Here is a 16163-nt window from a genome sequence, read left to right as displayed (position 1 = left end):
GGCGCCCGATCGTTGTTGGTAGCCAGGTGTCCTGGCTGATTGGACGATGGAGAAGACGATGCTGCGCAAGACCGACTTTTATATCGATGGTCAGTGGGTTCCGCCCGTGGCGCCGAAGGAGCTCGAGGTCATCAATCCCGCCGACGAGCAGGCCTATGCCGCAATCTCGCTCGGCGGCGTGGCCGATGTCGACAAGGCCGTCGCCGCCGCCCGCGCGGCCTTCAGCAGATGGAGCGCTACCAGCCGCGAGGAACGCCTCGAATATCTCGAGCGTCTGCTGGCCGAATACAAGGCGCGCATGGCCGATATGGCCAAGGCGATCTCCGAGGAAATGGGTGCGCCGATGAAGCTGGCAACCCAGGCGCAGGCCGCCGCCGGGGCCGGGCACATCAAGTCGTTCATCCGCGTCCTGAAGAATTTCACCTTCGAACGCCCGCTCGATGAGCGCAATCCGCAGGAACATATCATCTACGAGCCGATCGGCGTGTGCGGGCTGATCACGCCGTGGAACTGGCCGATGAACCAGGTCACGCTCAAGGTCGTCCCGGCCGTTGCGGCCGGATGCACGGTTGTGCTGAAGCCCTCCGAGATCGCTCCCATGTCGTCGATCCTGTTTGCCGAGATCATGGATGCGGCAGGCTTTCCGGCCGGCGTGTTCAACATGGTCAACGGCGACGGACCGACGGTCGGCGAGGCCATGTCGCGCCATCCGGGCATCGACATGATGTCGTTTACCGGTTCCACGCGCGCCGGCACCGCCGTGACCAAGGCGGCGGCCGACACCGTCAAGCGGGTGACGCTGGAACTCGGCGGCAAGTCGCCCAACATCGTCTTTGCCGACAGCGACCTGGCCGATGCGGTGGCGCGCGGCGCGGCGCATTGCTTCGAAAACACCGGTCAATCGTGCAACGCGCCCACACGCATGCTGGTTGAACGCTCGGTTTACGGCAAGGCCGTCGATATCGCGGCCGACTATGCCAAGCAGTGCAAGGTCGGAAATCCGGCCGAAGACGGCGACCATATCGGACCGCTTTCCTCTGCCGTTCAATTCGAGAAGGTCCAGAACCTGATCGATGCCGGCATCAAGGAAGGCGCTCGGCTGGCCGCAGGTGGTCTGGGTCGTCCCGACGGTTTCAACCGAGGCTATTTCGTGCGCCCGACGGTCTTTGCCGATGTCTCGAATGACATGCGCATCGCCCAGGAGGAGGTCTTCGGGCCGGTCCTGGCGATGATCCCCTTCGACAGCGAGGACGATGCCATCGAGATCGCCAACGACACGCCTTACGGCCTCGCGGCCTATGTGCAGTCGGGCGACAAGGAGCGCCTGCGCCGCGTTTCGAAGGCTTTGCGCGCCGGCATGGTGCAGCTCAACGGTGCCGACCGCGCACCGGGCAGTCCCTTTGGCGGCTACAAGCAGTCCGGTCTCGGCCGCGAGGGCGGCAAATGGGGCCTGGAGGATTTCCTGGAGGTCAAGGCCGTCTCCGGCTGGGAGTGAGGGGCGCGTGAATCGCGCCGCTCAATGCCGAAACCAGCCGCCACTGCTTAATGGGTCCCGGCTCGCGCGGCTTCGCCGCTTGGCCGGGATGACGCGCGGCTCAGGCCCGCGTCGAGGCCGCCTTTGTCGACGACGAAATCGACGATCGCCTCGACGCCCTTGCCGCGCGAAAGGTCGGTGAAACCGAATTCCTTGCCCGAACGCATGCGTCCGGCGTCATGCTCCATCGTCTCCAGGTCGACATTGACGTGCGGCGCCAGGTCCGCCTTGTTGATGACGAGATAGTCCGATCGCGTGATGCCGGGCCCGCCCTTGCGCGGGATTTCCTCGCCCTGGCAAACAGAAATCACGTAGAGCGTCAGGTCGGCCAGATCGGGCGAGAAGGTCGCCGCCAGATTGTCGCCGCCCGATTCGATGAAGACGATGTCGAGGTCGGGGAATTTGCGGTTGAGCTCGGCAATCGCCTGCAGATTGATCGAAGCGTCCTCGCGGATCGCCGTGTGCGGGCAGCCGCCTGTTTCCACGCCCATGATGCGCTCTTCCGACAGCGCCTGCAGGCGCGCCAGCATCAGCGCGTCTTCCTTTGTGTAGATATCGTTGGTGACGACGGCGATGGAGTAGCGCTCGCGCATCGCCTTGCACAGTTTTTCCGTCAGCGTCGTCTTGCCGGAACCGACCGGTCCGCCGATGCCGACGCGCAGGGGTCCATTGGGTGATGTCATGAGCGAAACAGTCTCGTATGTTGGGTTTCATGCCGCATTGCGGCGATTTCCGACAGGATCGTAGCCGTGCCGAGATCGTCAAGCCCGGAGCGTGCCGCGCGATTCGCTGTTGCGAGGATGACCGGCTCCAATCTCGCCAGGACGGCCGTCGCGTCGCGCTGGCCGACAACGCCGAGCCGGATGGCCGCCTGAATCAGGTTGGAGGCGAAAGCGTGCAGGTAGGCGCCAGCCGCGTCGGCGCAGGCGATGCCATGGACGCCGCAGATTGTGCCGACGGCCACAGGGTAGGGGCAGCGTTCCGGCAGGCGAGCGGCGGCCGGATGCGGCCAGTTGGCGGCGGCCGTCAGAAAGGCCGCGCCCTGCAATCTGCTTTCCATGTGCCGTTCGGCCGAGCCGGCAAGGGCCTCGGCTAGATAGGCCGGCTCTGTCAGCTCGCCACCATCGCGCGCACGGCGCCAGCTCTCGCAAAGAAGCACCGCGTCGTTCCAGCCTGAACCGGACTCAACCAGCGTCTCGATCCACTCGAAGAGCTGTTCGCCATCCGTGACCAGCCCGTCGGCCACCGCGCTCTCCAGGCCGTGGCTGTAGCTGAAGGCGCCGACGGGAAAGGCCGGCGACAGCCAGGTCAGGAGGCGCAGCAGCGCCGGGCCCGAATGCGTGTCAGTCATGGTGGTGATGATGCTCGTGGCCATGCGCGTGGCCGGAATAGGCGCCGCCCACCGGCTCGAAGATCTCGACGACCGGGGCCACCGTCGCGCCGAGGCCTTCCAGCATCGCCTCGATGACATGATCGCGCCGGATCAGGACGCGCTCGGGCTCGATCTGTGCGGCCAGGTGGCGGTTGCCGATATGCCAGGCCAGTTCGATCAGATGCAGGCGATCGCGGGCGCGGATCTCGAGCAATTCCTCCGCTTCGGCGACGACTTTGATCACTCGCCCGTCATCGAGCAGCAGCCCGTCGCCGTGGCGGATATGGCGTGCCTCGGGCAGGTCGAGCAGGAAGGAAATGCCGTTGTCGGAGACCATCGCCATGCGGCGCCGGTGGCGCGCCGTTTCATCAAGCGTGATCGTGCCGGCCGGATCGGTGAATGCGCGGATGATCGAAGAGCAGGTGGTCATTGGTCCCTTTCACCAAATATGCGTTCGTCACTCATGGCGCCGTGTACCACACGAAGAACGGTCACCTTCCTTTCATCGACGCAATAATAGATCAGATAACGGCCGTAGGGCCGTCTGCGAATATTGAGGTGACCGTGATTGCGCACAATCGGATAGCGGTCTGAATGAAGCGCCAGGGATTCGCATGCGGCCTGCAACTCTTCATAAAAAGTGAGGGCACGACGAGGGTTGTCCGAGGCGATGAAGAGCGCGATGCCGCGCAGATCGCTGCGCGCCTTGCGCGCGATTTCAACCCTCATGCCGGGCTCCGGCCATGGCAAGCAGTTCGGCCTTCAATTCGTTGAAGACGTCACCGATAGGCTCGGTCCGACCCGCATCAAGATCGTCCAGCGCCTCTGCCAGCACGGCGTCCAGCGCCGCCAGTTTCGCCTCGCGTTCCTGCACCAGCCGAATGCCCTCGCGCAACACTTCCGAGCGCGAGCGGTAGCGGCCCGATTTGACCAGGCTTTCGACGAATTCCTCGAGCGGCTTTCCGAGATCGGCGCTGACGGCCATGATGTGATCCTCGCTGCAAATCCAATAACTATTATTGATTATGCACGACGCCAGGGCAAGCCTCTCGGCTCAATGTGCGCCGCCATTGGCCTGCGCGCGGGCGCGCGCCGGCCGGGCAAGGACGTGGTCGAGATAAGCGTTCACGCGTTCCGACTGGATGGCGAACTTGGCGCCGCGCGCCCATCCGCCGATTTCGCCGAGTATGACGTCGACGGCGGAAAAGCGGCCGCCCAGCGCATATCGGCGCTCGCCGAGCCGCCGCTCCAGTGTCCCGACCTCGTTGGCGAAATCATGCGCCGTCGCCGGTCCGACGTCGGCGCGGAACTCCTGCGGCAGAATGAAGCGATGCCTGAGCTTGATCCACAGGGGCGCTTCGAGCTCGGATTGGAGAAAGTGCATCCAGCTGTCGAGCTCGGCGCGCCCGGCAAGGCCGGGATTGGCACCCATGCCTTTGTCGGCATGCTTTTCGGCCAGATAGCAGCAGATTGCCGCTGAATCCGTCACCACCAGATCGCCATCGACCAGCGCCGGTGCCTTGCCCGACGGGTTGAGCGCGCGCAATTCGGGCGAGCGCAGACCCATCTCGACGAATTCATACGGCGCTTCCAGTTCCTCCAGCATCCAGAGGACGCGGCTGACGCGCGATCTGCGCGGACCGACGGCTTTGTACATGTGCAATGAACCTCCCATAGTGAATGAACGCACGCCAGATCAATATGCTGGAACATGTACCTTTCGCTCAAACGGTTCCGTTTGAGCGGGACATGTCTAGTGGAGTGAATTTGACATTTGAGTCCTCGGTACGTGTCAACCGCCATATCAAATGTCAAATTCAAAGCTCCACTAGAATCAATTAGTTACTAGTGGTTCTCCTGAATCCGACATTTGCTTGATTGCTTGATGCAGGTGGGATGCAAATGTCGGAATCGAACCACTAGCGCTCGCTTGATCAGGCGATCGTGTCGAAGAGCCTGAATATCCACGATATCTGGTAGACCAGCGCGAAGACGACGAAAGCGACGTGAAAATACATGTTGCGCGTCGCGATCGCCACCGCGCACAGCGCTATGAAAAGCGGCGTGCGCAACAGGTATTCGGTGCCAAATCGGGCGAAATGCTCGCTGCCCTTGATCAGCGTGTCGACGATGTCGAGGCCGTATGTGGCCGCCAGCAGGCCGAAGAACCAGGCGCGGCGGGCCAGAAAGTAGTCCTTGTAGCTCGTGTAGTCCTGCATGGAATCGGGAAACAGCAGCGCGCAGAGCAGGAACAGGGCGATGGCATAGCTGACGATGAACAGATAGATGCCGAACGTCCACTGATGCACGGAGAAAAGACCAAACTCCCACCACCAGTAGTGCACCAGCATCAAGAGCAGCGAGACGACCCAGGCGAGATGCACCGGATAGAGCGGGTATTGCTTTGGATGCTGGATGATGCGCGCCACGCCCGACAGGAGTCGCGTGACGCCCAGACCGATGACCATCCCCATGACGATACGGATGTGCGGAAAGGCTTCCGGCAGTGCGGCTGTGTGTTCCATTGCAACAGACGTTACGGACGCCCGCGCGCGGGATCAAGCTCCCGATATGCGTGCAAAAGCCGATGGTCGGCCTTGCCGGCAGCGCCCCCGGCGCCATGATCCTTTGTGGCCTCAAAACAGGAAGTAGCGCTGCGCCATCGGCAGGACCGTTGCCGGCTCGCAGGTGATGAGTTCGCCGTCGGCACGCACCTCATAGGTCTCCGGGTCGACCTCGATATGCGGCGTGGCGTCGTTCAGGATCATGGAGCGCTTGCCGATGCCGCCGCGCGTGTTTTCGACGGCCACCATCGCCTTTTCCACGCCGAGCGTCTCCTTCAGCCCCGCATCCAGCGCGGCGCGGGAAACGAAGGTTACCGAGGAATTGGTGATCGCCTTGCCGAAAGCGCCGAACATAGGGCGCATATGCACCGGCTGCGGCGTCGGGATCGACGCATTGGGGTCGCCCATGGGCGCGGCCGCGATCGAACCGCCGATCAGCACCATGTCGGGCTTGACGCCGAAGAAGGCCGGGTTCCACAGCACGAGGTCGGCGCGTTTTCCCACCTCGATCGAGCCGATCTCGTGCGCAATTCCGTGCGCGATCGCCGGATTGATCGTGTATTTGGCAATGTAGCGGCGCACTCGGTAATTGTCGTTGTCGCCCGTCTCCTCTTTCAGCCGCCCGCGCTGGCGCTTCATCTTGTCGGCCGTCTGCCAAGTGCGGATGATGACCTCGCCGACGCGTCCCATCGCCTGGCTGTCGGAGGCGATGATGGAAAAGGCGCCCATGTCGTGCAGGATGTCCTCGGCCGCGATCGTCTCCTTGCGGATGCGGCTTTCGGCAAAGGCGATGTCCTCGGGGATCGACGGCGAAAGGTGATGGCACACCATCAGCATGTCGAGATGCTCGGCGATCGTGTTGACCGTGTAGGGCCGCGTCGGGTTGGTCGAGGAGGGGATGACGTTTTGATGGCCGCACACCTTGATGATGTCCGGCGCGTGCCCGCCGCCCGCACCCTCGGTGTGGAAGGCGTGGATCGTGCGATCCTTGAAGGCGGCGATGGTGTTTTCCACGAAGCCGCTCTCGTTGAGCGTGTCGGTGTGGATCATCACCTGCACGTCGTATTCGTCGGCGACCGACAGGCAATTGTCGATGGCCGCCGGCGTGGTGCCCCAGTCCTCGTGCAGCTTGAGTGCGCAGGCGCCACCCAGCACCATCTCCTCCAGCGCGCCGGGCAGCGACGCGTTGCCCTTGCCCGAAAGCCCGATATTCATTGGAAAGGCGTCGAAGGACTGGATCATCCGACCGATATGCCAGGGGCCGGGCGTGCAGGTGGTGGCGAGCGTGCCGTGCGCCGGCCCGGTGCCGCCGCCCAGCATTGTGGTCAGCCCGCTATGCAGCGCCTCCTCGATCTGCTGCGGGCAGATGAAGTGGATATGGGCGTCGAAACCGCCGGCCGTCAGGATCCTGCCCTCGCCGGCAATCGCCTCGGTGCCGGGGCCGACGACGATCGTCACGCCGGGCTGCGTGTCGGGATTACCGGCCTTGCCGATGGCGTGGATTCGTCCGTCCTTCAGTCCGATATCGGCCTTGTAGATGCCGCCATGGTCGACCACCAGCGCGTTCGTGATGACCGTGTCGACCGCACCCTCGGCGCGCGTCGCCTGGCTTTGGCCCATACCGTCGCGGATCACCTTGCCGCCGCCAAACTTGACCTCCTCGCCATATGTGGAGAAATCCTTTTCGACCTCGATGAACAGTTCCGTATCGGCCAGACGCACCTTGTCGCCGGTTGTCGGACCGAACATCTGCGCGTAGGAAGGGCGGGAAATCCGGGCGGGCATCTGTTTTGCTCCTTCAACAAGCGGCAATCCGGCGTGAGCCGGCGCCATGCCGCAAAATGGGCGGATAGACCTGCTTGCCTGGCGTATTCGGAACCGTCAGCGCGATGGGCGCGTTGAACAGAATCGAGCCAAGGACAGTAACAGTCAGGGGAGAGCGCAATTGCACGAAACAGCCACCATGCACCCGTCCGGCGTCGTCAGGATGACGGCGGCGAGCGCCTTGCTGCTGGCGGCCTTGTCGGTCGCTCCGGGCCTGCAGGCGCAGGGTCTGGACGATCCCGAAGCGATCGAGAAGATCATCGGGTCTGAAGTCCAGGAAGAAGAGGTCGAGGCGGCAGCCGACACCGGGCGCGTGATCAGGGCGATCGAGGCCACGGGCAACAACATCAGCACCGTGCGCAAGACGACGATGCTCGACAAGGTCGATATCGTCTTCCTGACCGATTCCGCGGTCACCGAGGGCGGTCCGCCGCCGGAGGTCGAGGCCAAGCTCCAAGAGCACAAGGACGAGATCACGCAGCTTCGCCAGGAACTGGAAGGCAATGCGATGCTCTACCACGCGATCGATTCGCGTCAGATTCTGTTGCGCGACATTCTGGCGATCGAATTCCACGACCGCGACGTCGTCATTTACGCCGCCGCGAAGCCGGCGGGCTGACCGCCGGTTGCGTACGGCCATGGCATGCGGCGCCGGCCGGGTCACCTAGAGCTTGCCCATGATCTTCTGCTGGAAGCCGAAGATCGTGCGCGCTCCGGCCAGCGGCACCAGTGTGACGTCGCGTTTCTGGCCTGGCTCGAAGCGCACGGCCGTGCCGGCCGCGATGTCGAGGCGCATGCCGCGTGCCTTGTCGCGGTCGAACCGGAGCCCTTCATTGGTTTCGAAGAAATGGTAGTGCGAACCGACCTGGATCGGCCGGTCGCCGGTATTGGCGACCGTGATGACGACCGACGGCCGACCGGCATTCAGCTCGATCTCGCCTGCCGCAGGAATGATTTCACCGGGGATCATTGACGCCTCCTCGCGCGCTTGCCGCGCCTTCGTGACCGCTGTCCTTATCTGAGCCCTCAGACGCCTGCCGCCAGCCAGAGGCCGGCGAGCGCCGTCACCACGCCGGCGGCGCGCGTTGTCCACCGCCCGGCAAATGTGCCGAACGCCAGCCCCAGGCCGATGCCGGCCAGATGCAGCATTGCGGTGGCGGCGGCGAAGCCGAGAGCGTAGCCGAGTAGCCCGGCCTGACCCATCTCGCCGCCATGCGCATGCCCGTGAAAAAGGGCGAAGACGCCGACGACGGCCATGCCGGCCGGCGCAGAAACCGCGAAGGCCATGGCGACCATGAGGCCGATCACGACGACCGAGGCGAGGATCATCGGTTCGACGAAAGGCAGGGCCAGCCCCGCCGCGGCCGCCAGGAAGCCGATCATCATCGTGCCGACAAAGGCGCCCGGCACCAGCCACAGCGCCCGCCTGCCGAGCATCGCCGCCCACAGCCCCACCGCCACCATCGCCAGAATATGGTCGGCGCCGAAGAGCGGATGGGTGAAACCGGCCATGAAGGAGCCGTGCTCGGCCGGGTCGAGATGGGCGAATGCGGGCATGGTGCCGGCGGCGAGCATGGCGGCGGCTATGGCGGCTTTTCTGAGCATGGATGTCCCTCTCATGATTGTCACTCGGCCCATTGGCGATGTCAGCGGATCGGTTCGTGAACGGTGACCAGCTTGGTGCCGTCGGGAAAGGTGGCTTCCACCTGCACGTCGTGGATCATTTCGGCGACGCCCTCCATCACCTGCTCGCGACCAACGACATGCGCACCCGCCTCCATCAGATCGGCCACGGAGCGACCGTCGCGCGCGCCCTCGACGACGAAATCGGTGATCAGCGCGACCGCTTCGGGATGGTTGAGCTTCACGCCGCGCTCCAGCCGTCGGCGCGCGACCATCGCCGCCATTGCGACCAGCAGCTTGTCCTTCTCGCGGGGCGTCAGGTTCATCCGTGTCTTTCTCCTACAGTGACCACACTTTGGGCAGGCCTGCCCGTTCATTGAGCAGTTCAAGCAGCGCAACCAGGCGTTTGCGCAGATGGTAACCGTCCTTGCAGCAAAGCCGTGCAAGAAGCTTGCCAGTATCGCCAACCTGCCAGGCGCTGGCGCCGCCATCCTCGCCCATGATCGCGCGCGCCGCCTCGAGCCGCTCCGGCGCCTCGGGCGCGACCAGGAGAACGGTTGCGACAGCGGCGCCGCCCAGCGTAACGGCCCGTCGCCCGAGCCGATCGGCGATCATCGGGCCGATGGCGAAATCCTCGGCATGCACGAGCCGCCCGGATTGACGGACCCGCCAGCGGTCGCGGAACTCGGCGCGCCTCACCACCTCGCCCATGGCCGTGCGGCCGAAGATCGTCGCTTCGAGGAAGAGCCCTTCGGCGTCCGGCGCCAGATCGACCTCGAGGCGGCGCCTGAGCGCGCTGCCGTCGAACAGGATCGTCTCCTGCGGCAGCCAGCAAACCCGGCCACCGGCGCCCACCGCGATCGACGTGGAGACCGTCGCCGTGCCAGCCGCCGAGCGGTAGGCCCGCTCGCAGGCCTGCGTGGTGAGGATCGCCGAAGCGTCGTCGCCGACCTCGAAAGCCCATTCCAGCGAATCGCCACCCGTCAGTCCGCCCGCCGTGTTGATGAGCACCGCCTGCAGCGGGTCCTCGCCTTGCGGCAGCCGGATCTTGGCGGCGCCTTCCTGAAACATCCGCTGAATGCGCGTGCGCCCCGCGCGCCGCGTCACGCAGAGCGCGCCGCGCGCCCTGACGCGCTGCGATTTCAAGCCTGGATCAATTGCTGGTTCGATGGACAAGGGACACCTCCGTGGCGGCAGATTAGAGCATCTTGCCCCGGGGTGAAACGCTGTGCGATCGAGCCTCGCGGCCGCTCAGTTGTGGCCGCGCTCAATTAAGGCTAAAAGTTGGCAGGCGGCTGAGGGGGCGCTTCCCGGAGCGAAAGCGAGGGCGACGACGCATGACGGATCAACTCGAAGCCGAGATCATTGCCAAGCTTGGCCAGCATCTCGACAGGCCAAACGGGCCGATCGGCCGCGATACGGAACTCGGCGAACTGGGCATCCATTCACTGGAACTGACCGAAATCATCTTCGACATGGAGGAGCGCTACGGCATCGAGGTCGAGATGGACACGGCAAGCGCCTGGGAACGGATGCGCAATGTCGGGGACATCGTCGACGCGGTGCGCGGCCTGATCCAGCAGAAGAGCTGATATGGCCAGCCCCCGCATCGTCGTCACCGGGCTCGGCGGCATTTGCAGCCTGGGCAACAATGCAGAGGCGATCCGGCAGTCCATGCGCGCCGGCAAGGTCGGTATCGCCGAGATCACGACCACCCCGCTGCATGAATTGAAGGCGCGCATCGGCGGCGAGATCGCCGAACTGCCGCCATTGCCCTTCGAGCGCCGCCAGGCCATCACCATGGACCGTTTCAGTGTACTGGCGGTAATCGCCGCCGGCGAGGCGCTGGGGAATGCGGGTCTGGTGGTCGACGATCTCGACGCCGCGCGTGTCGGCGCGGTGGTCGGCACCGGGGTGTGCGGCTGGGAGGCGATCGAGGAGAATTACCGGGCCGTGTTCCTGGACGGCAGGAAGCGCGCCAATGTCTTCACCGTGCCGCGCGTCATGCCGGGCGCGGCGGCCGGGCAGGTGAGCATGGTGCACGGGCTGCGCGGCCCGGTCTTCGGGGTCACGTCGGCCTGTTCCTCGTCCAATCACGCATTCGCCGCCGCTGTCGACCAATTGCGGGCCGGCCGTGCCGATGCGGTCGTCGCCGGCGGCACGGATGCACCGCTCATCTATGGCGTGCTGAAGGCCTGGGAGGCGCTGCGCGTCTTGTCGAAACAGGCCTGCCGCCCCTTTTCGGCCGACCGCGACGGCCTGGTGCTGGGCGAGGGGGCCGGTATGGCGGTTCTCGAGACGCTGGACCATGCCGAGGCACGCGGTGCGCCCATTCTGGCCGAACTCGCCGGCATCGGCATGACGGCCGACGCCGCCGATATCGTTGCCCCGACGGTGGACGGGCCGGCCAGGGCGATGCAGAACTGCCTTCGCGATGCGGGTCTGGCGCCTGCCGACATCGACTATATCAACGCTCACGGCACCGGCACCAAGGCCAATGACGAGATCGAGACGGCCGCCATCCGCCGGGTCTTCGGCGCTGCCGCAGATGACCTTTCGGTCTCTTCCACCAAATCGATGCACGGCCATTGCCTGGGTGCCTCCGGGGCCCTGGAAATGATCGCCTGCGTCATGGCGCTGCGCGAGGGCATCATTCCGCCGACCATGGGCTACCGCGAAGCCGACGGCGCCTGCGATCTCGACGTCACGCCCAACGCGGCGCGCCGGCGCGAGGTGCGCGCGACATTGAGCAACGCCTTTGCTTTCGGCGGTACGAATGCGGTCGTGGCGCTGAAGCGCTTTTAAGGCATGGCCCTGAACATTGGGCATCGGCATCGGAGAGGATCGTGCTCAACAAGGAGATATATCGTGCCGAGGAGTCAACATAACGACGTCGCGCTCGAGGCCGAAGCATTTCGGACCGGCGCCACCGCGTTGCTCCCGGCTCTTGCTTGCCGACCGTGTTCGGCTGGTATGGCGTCCGCAAAAGCATTGCCATTCGCTTTGACACCCATCTGATATCACCTATATGATATCCAGAAATCAGGATGGAGATATCAGGATGCCGCTGTTCATCCGCGACACCGAGGTGACTTCCATGGCCGAGGAGCTGGCGAGACTTACCAGGGCGGACAGCAAGACGACGGCTGTCAGAGAGGCGCTCCGCCATGAGCTGGAACGTGTTCGCCCGGCCGTCCCCTTGCGGGACAGGCTGGCCCGGCTGCATGCAAAGGCAGCCAGGATCGGTCTTCCCAATCCGGCGTTCGATATGAAGGCCTATAGCGACGAGATGTGGGACGACACCTGATGTTCGTGGACGCCTCTGCCCTCGTCGCGGTGATCAATCAGGAGCCGGGTTGGGAGGAAATCGCCAAGCGTCTCTCTGATGTGCAGAATACATGTCTGGTGTCTCCCCTCGTGCGATTTGAGGCCACTCTGGCCGTGGCGCGGGCGGCCGCAACCGCCGGCGGCAGAATTTCCAGGCCGGCGCCGGAACTGATTGCCGCCGCGCGCGAGCTCGTCGATGAACTGGTCATGGAGATCGGAGCCGAAGCAATCGGCATATCGGATACGGTCGGGGATTTGGCTCTCGACGCGGCAATGACATATGGCAAGGTCGTCGGTCATCCAGCGGATCTCAATTTTGGCGACTGCTTCGCCTATGCCTGCGCAAAATCTCGCGGTGTGGGCCTTATCTACAAGGGAAACGACTTCGCCCGAACCGACCTCGCGTGAGGCCCACCGCGCATTCCCTTGCAAATCAACAGCGCTCAATGAAAAAAGCCCCGCCGGATCGCTCCGGCGGGGCTTGATCTTGGTTGCGGCAGCGGCTGCCGGGAGGACGATCAGTCCTCCTTGCCGCCCTGCTTCTTCAGTGCGGCGCCCAGGATGTCGCCGAGCGACGCGCCGGAGTCGGTCGAACCGTACTGAGCGACGGCTTCCTTCTCCTCGGCGATTTCCAGCGCCTTGATGGAGACGGTGAGCCGGCGCGTCTTCTTGTCGAACTGGATCACACGGGCATCGACCTTCTGACCGACCGAGAAGCGCTCAGGGCGCTGCTCGCCGCGGTCGCGCGACAGGTCCGAGCGCTTGATGAAGGTCTCGATATCGTGGTCGACCAGCTTGACTTCCAGGCCGCCGTCCTTGACGTCGGTGACCTCGGCGGTCACGACCGCGCCCTTGCGCAATTCGCCGGAAGCGGCGGCCGCGCCGACCGTATCCTGGCCGAGCTGCTTGATGCCGAGCGAGATGCGCTCCTTGTCGATGTCCACGTCGAGCACCTGCGCCTTGACGACGTCACCGCGGTTGTACTCCTCGATGACCTGCTCGCCCGGACGGGTCCAGTCGAGATCGGACAGGTGCACCATGCCGTCGACATCGCCTTCCAGCCCGATGAACAGGCCGAACTCGGTCTTGTTCTTGACCTCGCCCTCGACCTGGCTGCCCACGGGATGGGTGCGCGCGAAGGCTTCCCACGGGTTCTCCAGCGTCTGCTTGAGCCCGAGCGAGATGCGGCGCTTGACCGGGTCGACCTCGAGCACCACCACGTCGACCTGCTGCGAGGTCGACAGGATCTTGCCGGGATGCACGTTCTTCTTCGTCCACGACATTTCGGAGACGTGGATGAGGCCCTCGATGCCCGGCTCCAGCTCCACGAAGGCGCCGTAGTCGGTGATGTTGGTGACCGTGCCGGTGATCTTCTTGCCGAGCGGGAACTTGGTGCCGATATCGGTCCACGGATCGGCCTCGAGCTGCTTCATGCCCAGCGAGATGCGGTGCGTCTCCTGGTTGATGCGGATGATCTGCACCTTGACCGTCTGACCGATGTTGAGGATCTCGGTCGGATGGTTGACGCGGCGCCACGCCATGTCAGTGACATGCAGCAGGCCGTCGATGCCGCCCAGGTCGACGAACGCACCGTAATCGGTGATGTTCTTGACCACACCTTCGACCACCTGGCCCTCTTCGAGGTTCTGGACGATCTCCGAGCGCTGCTCGGCGCGGCTTTCTTCGAGCACCGTGCGGCGCGAGACCACGATGTTGCCGCGGCGCTTGTCCATCTTGAGGATTTCGAAGGGCTGCGGGTTGTGCATCAGCGGCGTGACGTCGCGGATCGGACGGATGTCGACCTGGCTGCGCGGCAAGAAGGCCACGGCGCCGTCGAGGTCGACAGTGAAGCCACCCTTGACCTGGTTGAAGATGACGCCTTCGACGCGCTCGCCCTTGCTGAACTTCTCCTCGAGGCGCACCCAGCTTTCCTCGCGGCGGGCCTTCTCGCGGCTCAACATCGCCTCGCCCAGCGCGTTCTCGATGCGCTCGACATAGACCTCGACAGTGTCGCCCACATTGAGCTGGCCGTCCTTGGCCTTGGCGCCGAATTCCTTCAGCGGCACGCGGCCTTCGACCTTGAGGCCGACGTCGATGATGGCCATGTCCTTTTCGATGGCCGTGATCGTACCCTTGACGACCGAGCCTTCGGCGGCATTGCTTTCACCGAAGGATTCATCGAGCAGGGCCGCGAAATCGTCGCGGGTGGGATTGGATTCTGACATTCTTGCTCCTGAAAAGCCCCGTTTTTTTGGGGCGGCACCGGGGGTTCGCGTTGCGTTGACCCTGCCTTGCATTCCGGCTCGTATCGAGCCAAACGCCGCATCTCGCGGCAATTCCGGTGCATCGGGAATGCCGGCGGGCCGTGTTTGCGGATCAAACAGAAAAACGGCGGGTCGCCCGGTTCGCCGCATTCGCGGAAAATCAGCGCCGCCTTTTCCCTAGATCCCGTCTCTGCCCTCCAGCGCTACCTCGACGATCGCCCTGGCAGTCAGAAACGCCGTTTCTATATCCATTTCGCTCGTGTCGAGCAAGTGGGCATCGTCTGCCGGCCTGAGTGGAGAATCGGCACGCCCCATATCACGTGTGTCGCGGCGCTCGATATCGGCCAGCACCTGCGCCAGATCGGCCGTACCGTGGCGCGCCTCGATCTCGGCCAGCCTGCGTCGCGCGCGCACCTCGGGGCTCGCTGTGACGAAGAGCTTCACGTCGGCATCCGGGCACACCACGGTGCCGATGTCGCGGCCGTCGAGCACGGCGCCGGGCGGTGTCGCGGCGAAGGCGCGCTGCTTTTCGACCAGGATGCGGCGGACCTCCGGATAGACGGCGACCTGCGAGGCGGCCTCGCCCACCGCATGGGCTGAAAGAACGTCGCGGTCGAGCCGGCCGAGATCGAGGTTGCGCGCCGTCCCCTCGGCGGCCGCCGGATCGTCGAGCGGCAGGTCCTCCTGCAGCATCCTGTGCGCGACGGCGCGGTAGGAGAGGCCCGTATCGAGCAGATTGAGGTGGAAATGGTCCGCCAGACGGCGCGCCAGCGTTCCCTTGCCGGCGCCGGCCGGCCCGTCGATGGCGATGACGAACGGTTCAGCCATCACACCGACCGCGTAATGCCGCCGTCGACGCGGATATTCTGGCCGGTGATGTAGCTTGATTTTTCCGAGGCGAGAAAGGCGATCAGCTCCGCCACCTCTTCCGCCGTGCCGTAGCGGCCCATCGGGATGCGGGCGCGCCGCTCTTCCTTTTCGGGCAGGGAGTCGATGAAGCCCGGCAGCACATTGTTCATGCGGACATTGTCGGGCGCGAACTCGTCCGTGAACAGCTTGGTGAAGCCGGCAAGGCCGGCGCGGAAGACGCCGGAAGTGGGAAATGTCGATTCCGGTTCGAACAGCGCATAGGTGGAGATGTTGACGATCGAGCCCGACTTTTGCGCCTGCATGATCGGCGTCACCAGGCGCGCGGCGCGGATCACGTTGAGCAGGTAATATTCCATGCCCAGATGCCAGTCCTCGTCGGAAATCTCCAGCACCGGTCCCTTCGGCCCGTGACCGGCGCCGTTGATCAGCGCGTCGACGCGGCCGAAGCGCTCCATCGTCTGCTCGGTAAAGCGCTTCAGGTCGTCATTGGAGAGGTTGGAGCCGGTAAAGCCCAGTCCGCCGAGCTCCCGGCCCAGCGCCTCGCCCTTGCCGGAAGACGACATGACGGCGACCAGGAAACCTTCCTCTGCCAGCTTGCGCGCCGCTGCCGCACCCATGCCGCTGCCGCCGCCGACGATCATGGCCACCTTGTCTGTGCTCATCGTTCTCTCCCTGCTCCTGCTCGGTTCTTCGATTGCATCCCCACCCTCAATCCCTCCACCTTCGACAAGCTCAGGAGAGGGGAGGAGTTAGGGGTGAGGGTAAATACAAAGCCGAATTTCATG

At 64.4% G+C, this 16163-nt stretch carries 21 protein-coding genes; 6 read left to right on the top strand and 15 right to left on the bottom strand.

Annotation, left to right across the window (positions count from 1 at the left end; genetic code table 11):
• Positions 1–58: 58 nt before the first annotated feature.
• The gene (locus GM909_RS10115; protein ID WP_157016255.1) at positions 59–1495 is read left to right on the top strand and encodes an aldehyde dehydrogenase family protein; all 1437 of its coding nucleotides are present in this window, start codon (positions 59–61) and stop codon (positions 1493–1495) included.
• Positions 1496–1542: 47 nt separating this feature from the next.
• On the opposite strand, the gene ureG is transcribed toward GM909_RS10115, so the two are convergent.
• The 8 genes from ureG to ureC form a co-directional block, all read right to left on the bottom strand.
• The gene (gene ureG, locus GM909_RS10110) at positions 1543–2217 is read right to left on the bottom strand and encodes an urease accessory protein UreG (RefSeq protein ID WP_157016254.1); all 675 of its coding nucleotides are present in this window, start codon (positions 2215–2217) and stop codon (positions 1543–1545) included.
• Positions 2214–2885 (bottom strand): urease accessory protein UreF, encoded by a 672-nt coding sequence (locus tag GM909_RS10105; protein WP_157016292.1) that lies wholly within the window; start codon positions 2883–2885, stop codon positions 2214–2216. Before GM909_RS10105 ends, ureG begins: the two co-directional genes overlap by 4 nt.
• Positions 2878–3336, bottom strand: a complete 459-nt coding sequence (locus tag GM909_RS10100; protein WP_157016253.1) for an urease accessory protein UreE — start codon at positions 3334–3336, stop codon at positions 2878–2880. Before GM909_RS10100 ends, GM909_RS10105 begins: the two co-directional genes overlap by 8 nt.
• The gene (locus GM909_RS10095) at positions 3333–3635 is read right to left on the bottom strand and encodes a type II toxin-antitoxin system RelE/ParE family toxin (protein ID WP_157016252.1); all 303 of its coding nucleotides are present in this window, start codon (positions 3633–3635) and stop codon (positions 3333–3335) included. Before GM909_RS10095 ends, GM909_RS10100 begins: the two co-directional genes overlap by 4 nt.
• A complete protein-coding gene (locus GM909_RS10090) occupies positions 3625–3891 on the bottom strand; it encodes a type II toxin-antitoxin system ParD family antitoxin (RefSeq protein WP_157016251.1) in 267 nt (88 codons plus the stop codon). Before GM909_RS10090 ends, GM909_RS10095 begins: the two co-directional genes overlap by 11 nt.
• A 69-nt stretch (positions 3892–3960) precedes the next feature.
• Positions 3961–4563 carry a glutathione S-transferase family protein gene (locus GM909_RS10085; protein WP_157016250.1) on the bottom strand — a complete coding sequence of 201 codons (603 nt, stop codon included), beginning with the start codon at positions 4561–4563 and terminating at the stop codon, positions 3961–3963.
• A gap of 277 nt (positions 4564–4840) precedes the next feature.
• Complete coding sequence (locus GM909_RS10080) at positions 4841–5431, bottom strand: hypothetical protein (RefSeq protein WP_157016249.1); 591 nt, start codon at positions 5429–5431, stop codon at positions 4841–4843.
• Positions 5432–5542: 111 nt separating this feature from the next.
• The gene (gene ureC, locus GM909_RS10075) at positions 5543–7255 is read right to left on the bottom strand and encodes an urease subunit alpha (RefSeq protein WP_157016248.1); all 1713 of its coding nucleotides are present in this window, start codon (positions 7253–7255) and stop codon (positions 5543–5545) included.
• A 160-nt stretch (positions 7256–7415) separates the two neighbouring features.
• Between ureC and GM909_RS10070 the strand changes: the two genes are divergently transcribed.
• A complete protein-coding gene (locus GM909_RS10070; RefSeq protein ID WP_235911798.1) occupies positions 7416–7913 on the top strand; it encodes a hypothetical protein in 498 nt (165 codons plus the stop codon).
• Positions 7914–7958: 45 nt separating this feature from the next.
• Here the strand turns inward: GM909_RS10070 and GM909_RS10065 are convergent, their stop codons facing one another.
• From GM909_RS10065 to GM909_RS10050, 4 genes are read right to left on the bottom strand one after another with little or no spacing between them, the layout of a single operon-like run.
• On the bottom strand, positions 7959–8264 hold the full coding sequence (locus GM909_RS10065; protein ID WP_157016247.1) for an urease subunit beta: 306 nt from the start codon (positions 8262–8264) through the stop codon (positions 7959–7961).
• Positions 8265–8320: 56 nt separating this feature from the next.
• Positions 8321–8899, bottom strand: a complete 579-nt coding sequence (locus GM909_RS10060) for a HupE/UreJ family protein (RefSeq protein ID WP_157016246.1) — start codon at positions 8897–8899, stop codon at positions 8321–8323.
• A 41-nt stretch (positions 8900–8940) separates the two neighbouring features.
• Positions 8941–9243: an urease subunit gamma gene (locus GM909_RS10055; RefSeq protein ID WP_157016245.1), complete on the bottom strand. Its 303-nt coding sequence runs from the start codon at positions 9241–9243 to the stop codon at positions 8941–8943.
• A gap of 13 nt (positions 9244–9256) precedes the next feature.
• Positions 9257–10093, bottom strand: a complete 837-nt coding sequence (locus GM909_RS10050) for an urease accessory protein UreD (RefSeq protein WP_235911796.1) — start codon at positions 10091–10093, stop codon at positions 9257–9259.
• 161 nt (positions 10094–10254) lie between these two features.
• Here GM909_RS10050 and GM909_RS10045 point away from each other — a divergent pair, with 161 nt between their 5' ends.
• The 4 genes from GM909_RS10045 to GM909_RS10030 all read left to right on the top strand — a co-directional run bounded on the left by GM909_RS10045 (position 10255) and on the right by GM909_RS10030 (position 12652).
• Positions 10255–10509 carry an acyl carrier protein gene (locus tag GM909_RS10045; RefSeq protein WP_157016244.1) on the top strand — a complete coding sequence of 85 codons (255 nt, stop codon included), beginning with the start codon at positions 10255–10257 and terminating at the stop codon, positions 10507–10509.
• A gap of 1 nt (position 10510) precedes the next feature.
• Positions 10511–11722 carry a beta-ketoacyl-[acyl-carrier-protein] synthase family protein gene (locus tag GM909_RS10040; RefSeq protein ID WP_157016243.1) on the top strand — a complete coding sequence of 404 codons (1212 nt, stop codon included), beginning with the start codon at positions 10511–10513 and terminating at the stop codon, positions 11720–11722.
• 256 nt (positions 11723–11978) lie between these two features.
• Positions 11979–12224 (top strand): type II toxin-antitoxin system VapB family antitoxin, encoded by a 246-nt coding sequence (locus tag GM909_RS10035; protein ID WP_157016242.1) that lies wholly within the window; start codon positions 11979–11981, stop codon positions 12222–12224.
• On the top strand, positions 12224–12652 hold the full coding sequence (locus tag GM909_RS10030; protein ID WP_157016241.1) for a type II toxin-antitoxin system VapC family toxin: 429 nt from the start codon (positions 12224–12226) through the stop codon (positions 12650–12652). Before GM909_RS10035 ends, GM909_RS10030 begins: the two co-directional genes overlap by 1 nt.
• A gap of 110 nt (positions 12653–12762) precedes the next feature.
• Here GM909_RS10030 and rpsA read toward each other — a convergent pair whose 3' ends face one another.
• The 3 genes from rpsA to GM909_RS10015 all read right to left on the bottom strand — a co-directional run bounded on the left by rpsA (position 12763) and on the right by GM909_RS10015 (position 16040).
• Entirely contained in the window at positions 12763–14469 is a 1707-nt protein-coding gene (gene rpsA / locus GM909_RS10025; protein WP_157016240.1) for a 30S ribosomal protein S1, read from the bottom strand.
• A 216-nt stretch (positions 14470–14685) separates the two neighbouring features.
• Positions 14686–15336 (bottom strand): (d)CMP kinase, encoded by a 651-nt coding sequence (gene cmk, locus GM909_RS10020; RefSeq protein WP_157016239.1) that lies wholly within the window; start codon positions 15334–15336, stop codon positions 14686–14688.
• Positions 15336–16040 carry an SDR family oxidoreductase gene (locus GM909_RS10015; protein ID WP_157016238.1) on the bottom strand — a complete coding sequence of 235 codons (705 nt, stop codon included), beginning with the start codon at positions 16038–16040 and terminating at the stop codon, positions 15336–15338. Before GM909_RS10015 ends, cmk begins: the two co-directional genes overlap by 1 nt.
• Between the last annotated feature and the right edge of the window lie 123 nt (positions 16041–16163).

Source organism: Mesorhizobium xinjiangense (assembly GCF_009749525.1).
GTDB lineage: Bacteria > Pseudomonadota > Alphaproteobacteria > Rhizobiales > Rhizobiaceae > Mangrovimarina > Mangrovimarina xinjiangensis.
Note: the sequence above shows the minus strand (reverse complement) of the source record. Positions and strands in the feature narration are given on the sequence as shown.

Coding starts and splice junctions, on each gene's coding strand:
- GM909_RS10105 (WP_157016292.1), bottom strand. CDS start 2,885: ATGACTGACACGCATTCGGGCCCGGCGCTGCTGCGCCTCCTGACCTGG.
- GM909_RS10065 (WP_157016247.1), bottom strand. CDS start 8,264: ATGATCCCCGGTGAAATCATTCCTGCGGCAGGCGAGATCGAGCTGAAT.
- ureG (WP_157016254.1), bottom strand. CDS start 2,217: ATGACATCACCCAATGGACCCCTGCGCGTCGGCATCGGCGGACCGGTC.
- ureC (WP_157016248.1), bottom strand. CDS start 7,255: ATGCCCGCCCGGATTTCCCGCCCTTCCTACGCGCAGATGTTCGGTCCG.
- GM909_RS10060 (WP_157016246.1), bottom strand. CDS start 8,899: ATGCTCAGAAAAGCCGCCATAGCCGCCGCCATGCTCGCCGCCGGCACC.
- rpsA (WP_157016240.1), bottom strand. CDS start 14,469: ATGTCAGAATCCAATCCCACCCGCGACGATTTCGCGGCCCTGCTCGAT.
- GM909_RS10045 (WP_157016244.1), top strand. CDS start 10,255: ATGACGGATCAACTCGAAGCCGAGATCATTGCCAAGCTTGGCCAGCAT.
- GM909_RS10095 (WP_157016252.1), bottom strand. CDS start 3,635: ATGAGGGTTGAAATCGCGCGCAAGGCGCGCAGCGATCTGCGCGGCATC.
- GM909_RS10115 (WP_157016255.1), top strand. CDS start 59: ATGCTGCGCAAGACCGACTTTTATATCGATGGTCAGTGGGTTCCGCCC.
- GM909_RS10030 (WP_157016241.1), top strand. CDS start 12,224: ATGTTCGTGGACGCCTCTGCCCTCGTCGCGGTGATCAATCAGGAGCCG.
- GM909_RS10035 (WP_157016242.1), top strand. CDS start 11,979: ATGCCGCTGTTCATCCGCGACACCGAGGTGACTTCCATGGCCGAGGAG.
- GM909_RS10080 (WP_157016249.1), bottom strand. CDS start 5,431: ATGGAACACACAGCCGCACTGCCGGAAGCCTTTCCGCACATCCGTATC.
- GM909_RS10090 (WP_157016251.1), bottom strand. CDS start 3,891: ATGGCCGTCAGCGCCGATCTCGGAAAGCCGCTCGAGGAATTCGTCGAA.
- GM909_RS10085 (WP_157016250.1), bottom strand. CDS start 4,563: ATGTACAAAGCCGTCGGTCCGCGCAGATCGCGCGTCAGCCGCGTCCTC.
- GM909_RS10055 (WP_157016245.1), bottom strand. CDS start 9,243: ATGAACCTGACGCCCCGCGAGAAGGACAAGCTGCTGGTCGCAATGGCG.
- cmk (WP_157016239.1), bottom strand. CDS start 15,336: ATGGCTGAACCGTTCGTCATCGCCATCGACGGGCCGGCCGGCGCCGGC.
- GM909_RS10100 (WP_157016253.1), bottom strand. CDS start 3,336: ATGACCACCTGCTCTTCGATCATCCGCGCATTCACCGATCCGGCCGGC.
- GM909_RS10040 (WP_157016243.1), top strand. CDS start 10,511: ATGGCCAGCCCCCGCATCGTCGTCACCGGGCTCGGCGGCATTTGCAGC.
- GM909_RS10015 (WP_157016238.1), bottom strand. CDS start 16,040: ATGAGCACAGACAAGGTGGCCATGATCGTCGGCGGCGGCAGCGGCATG.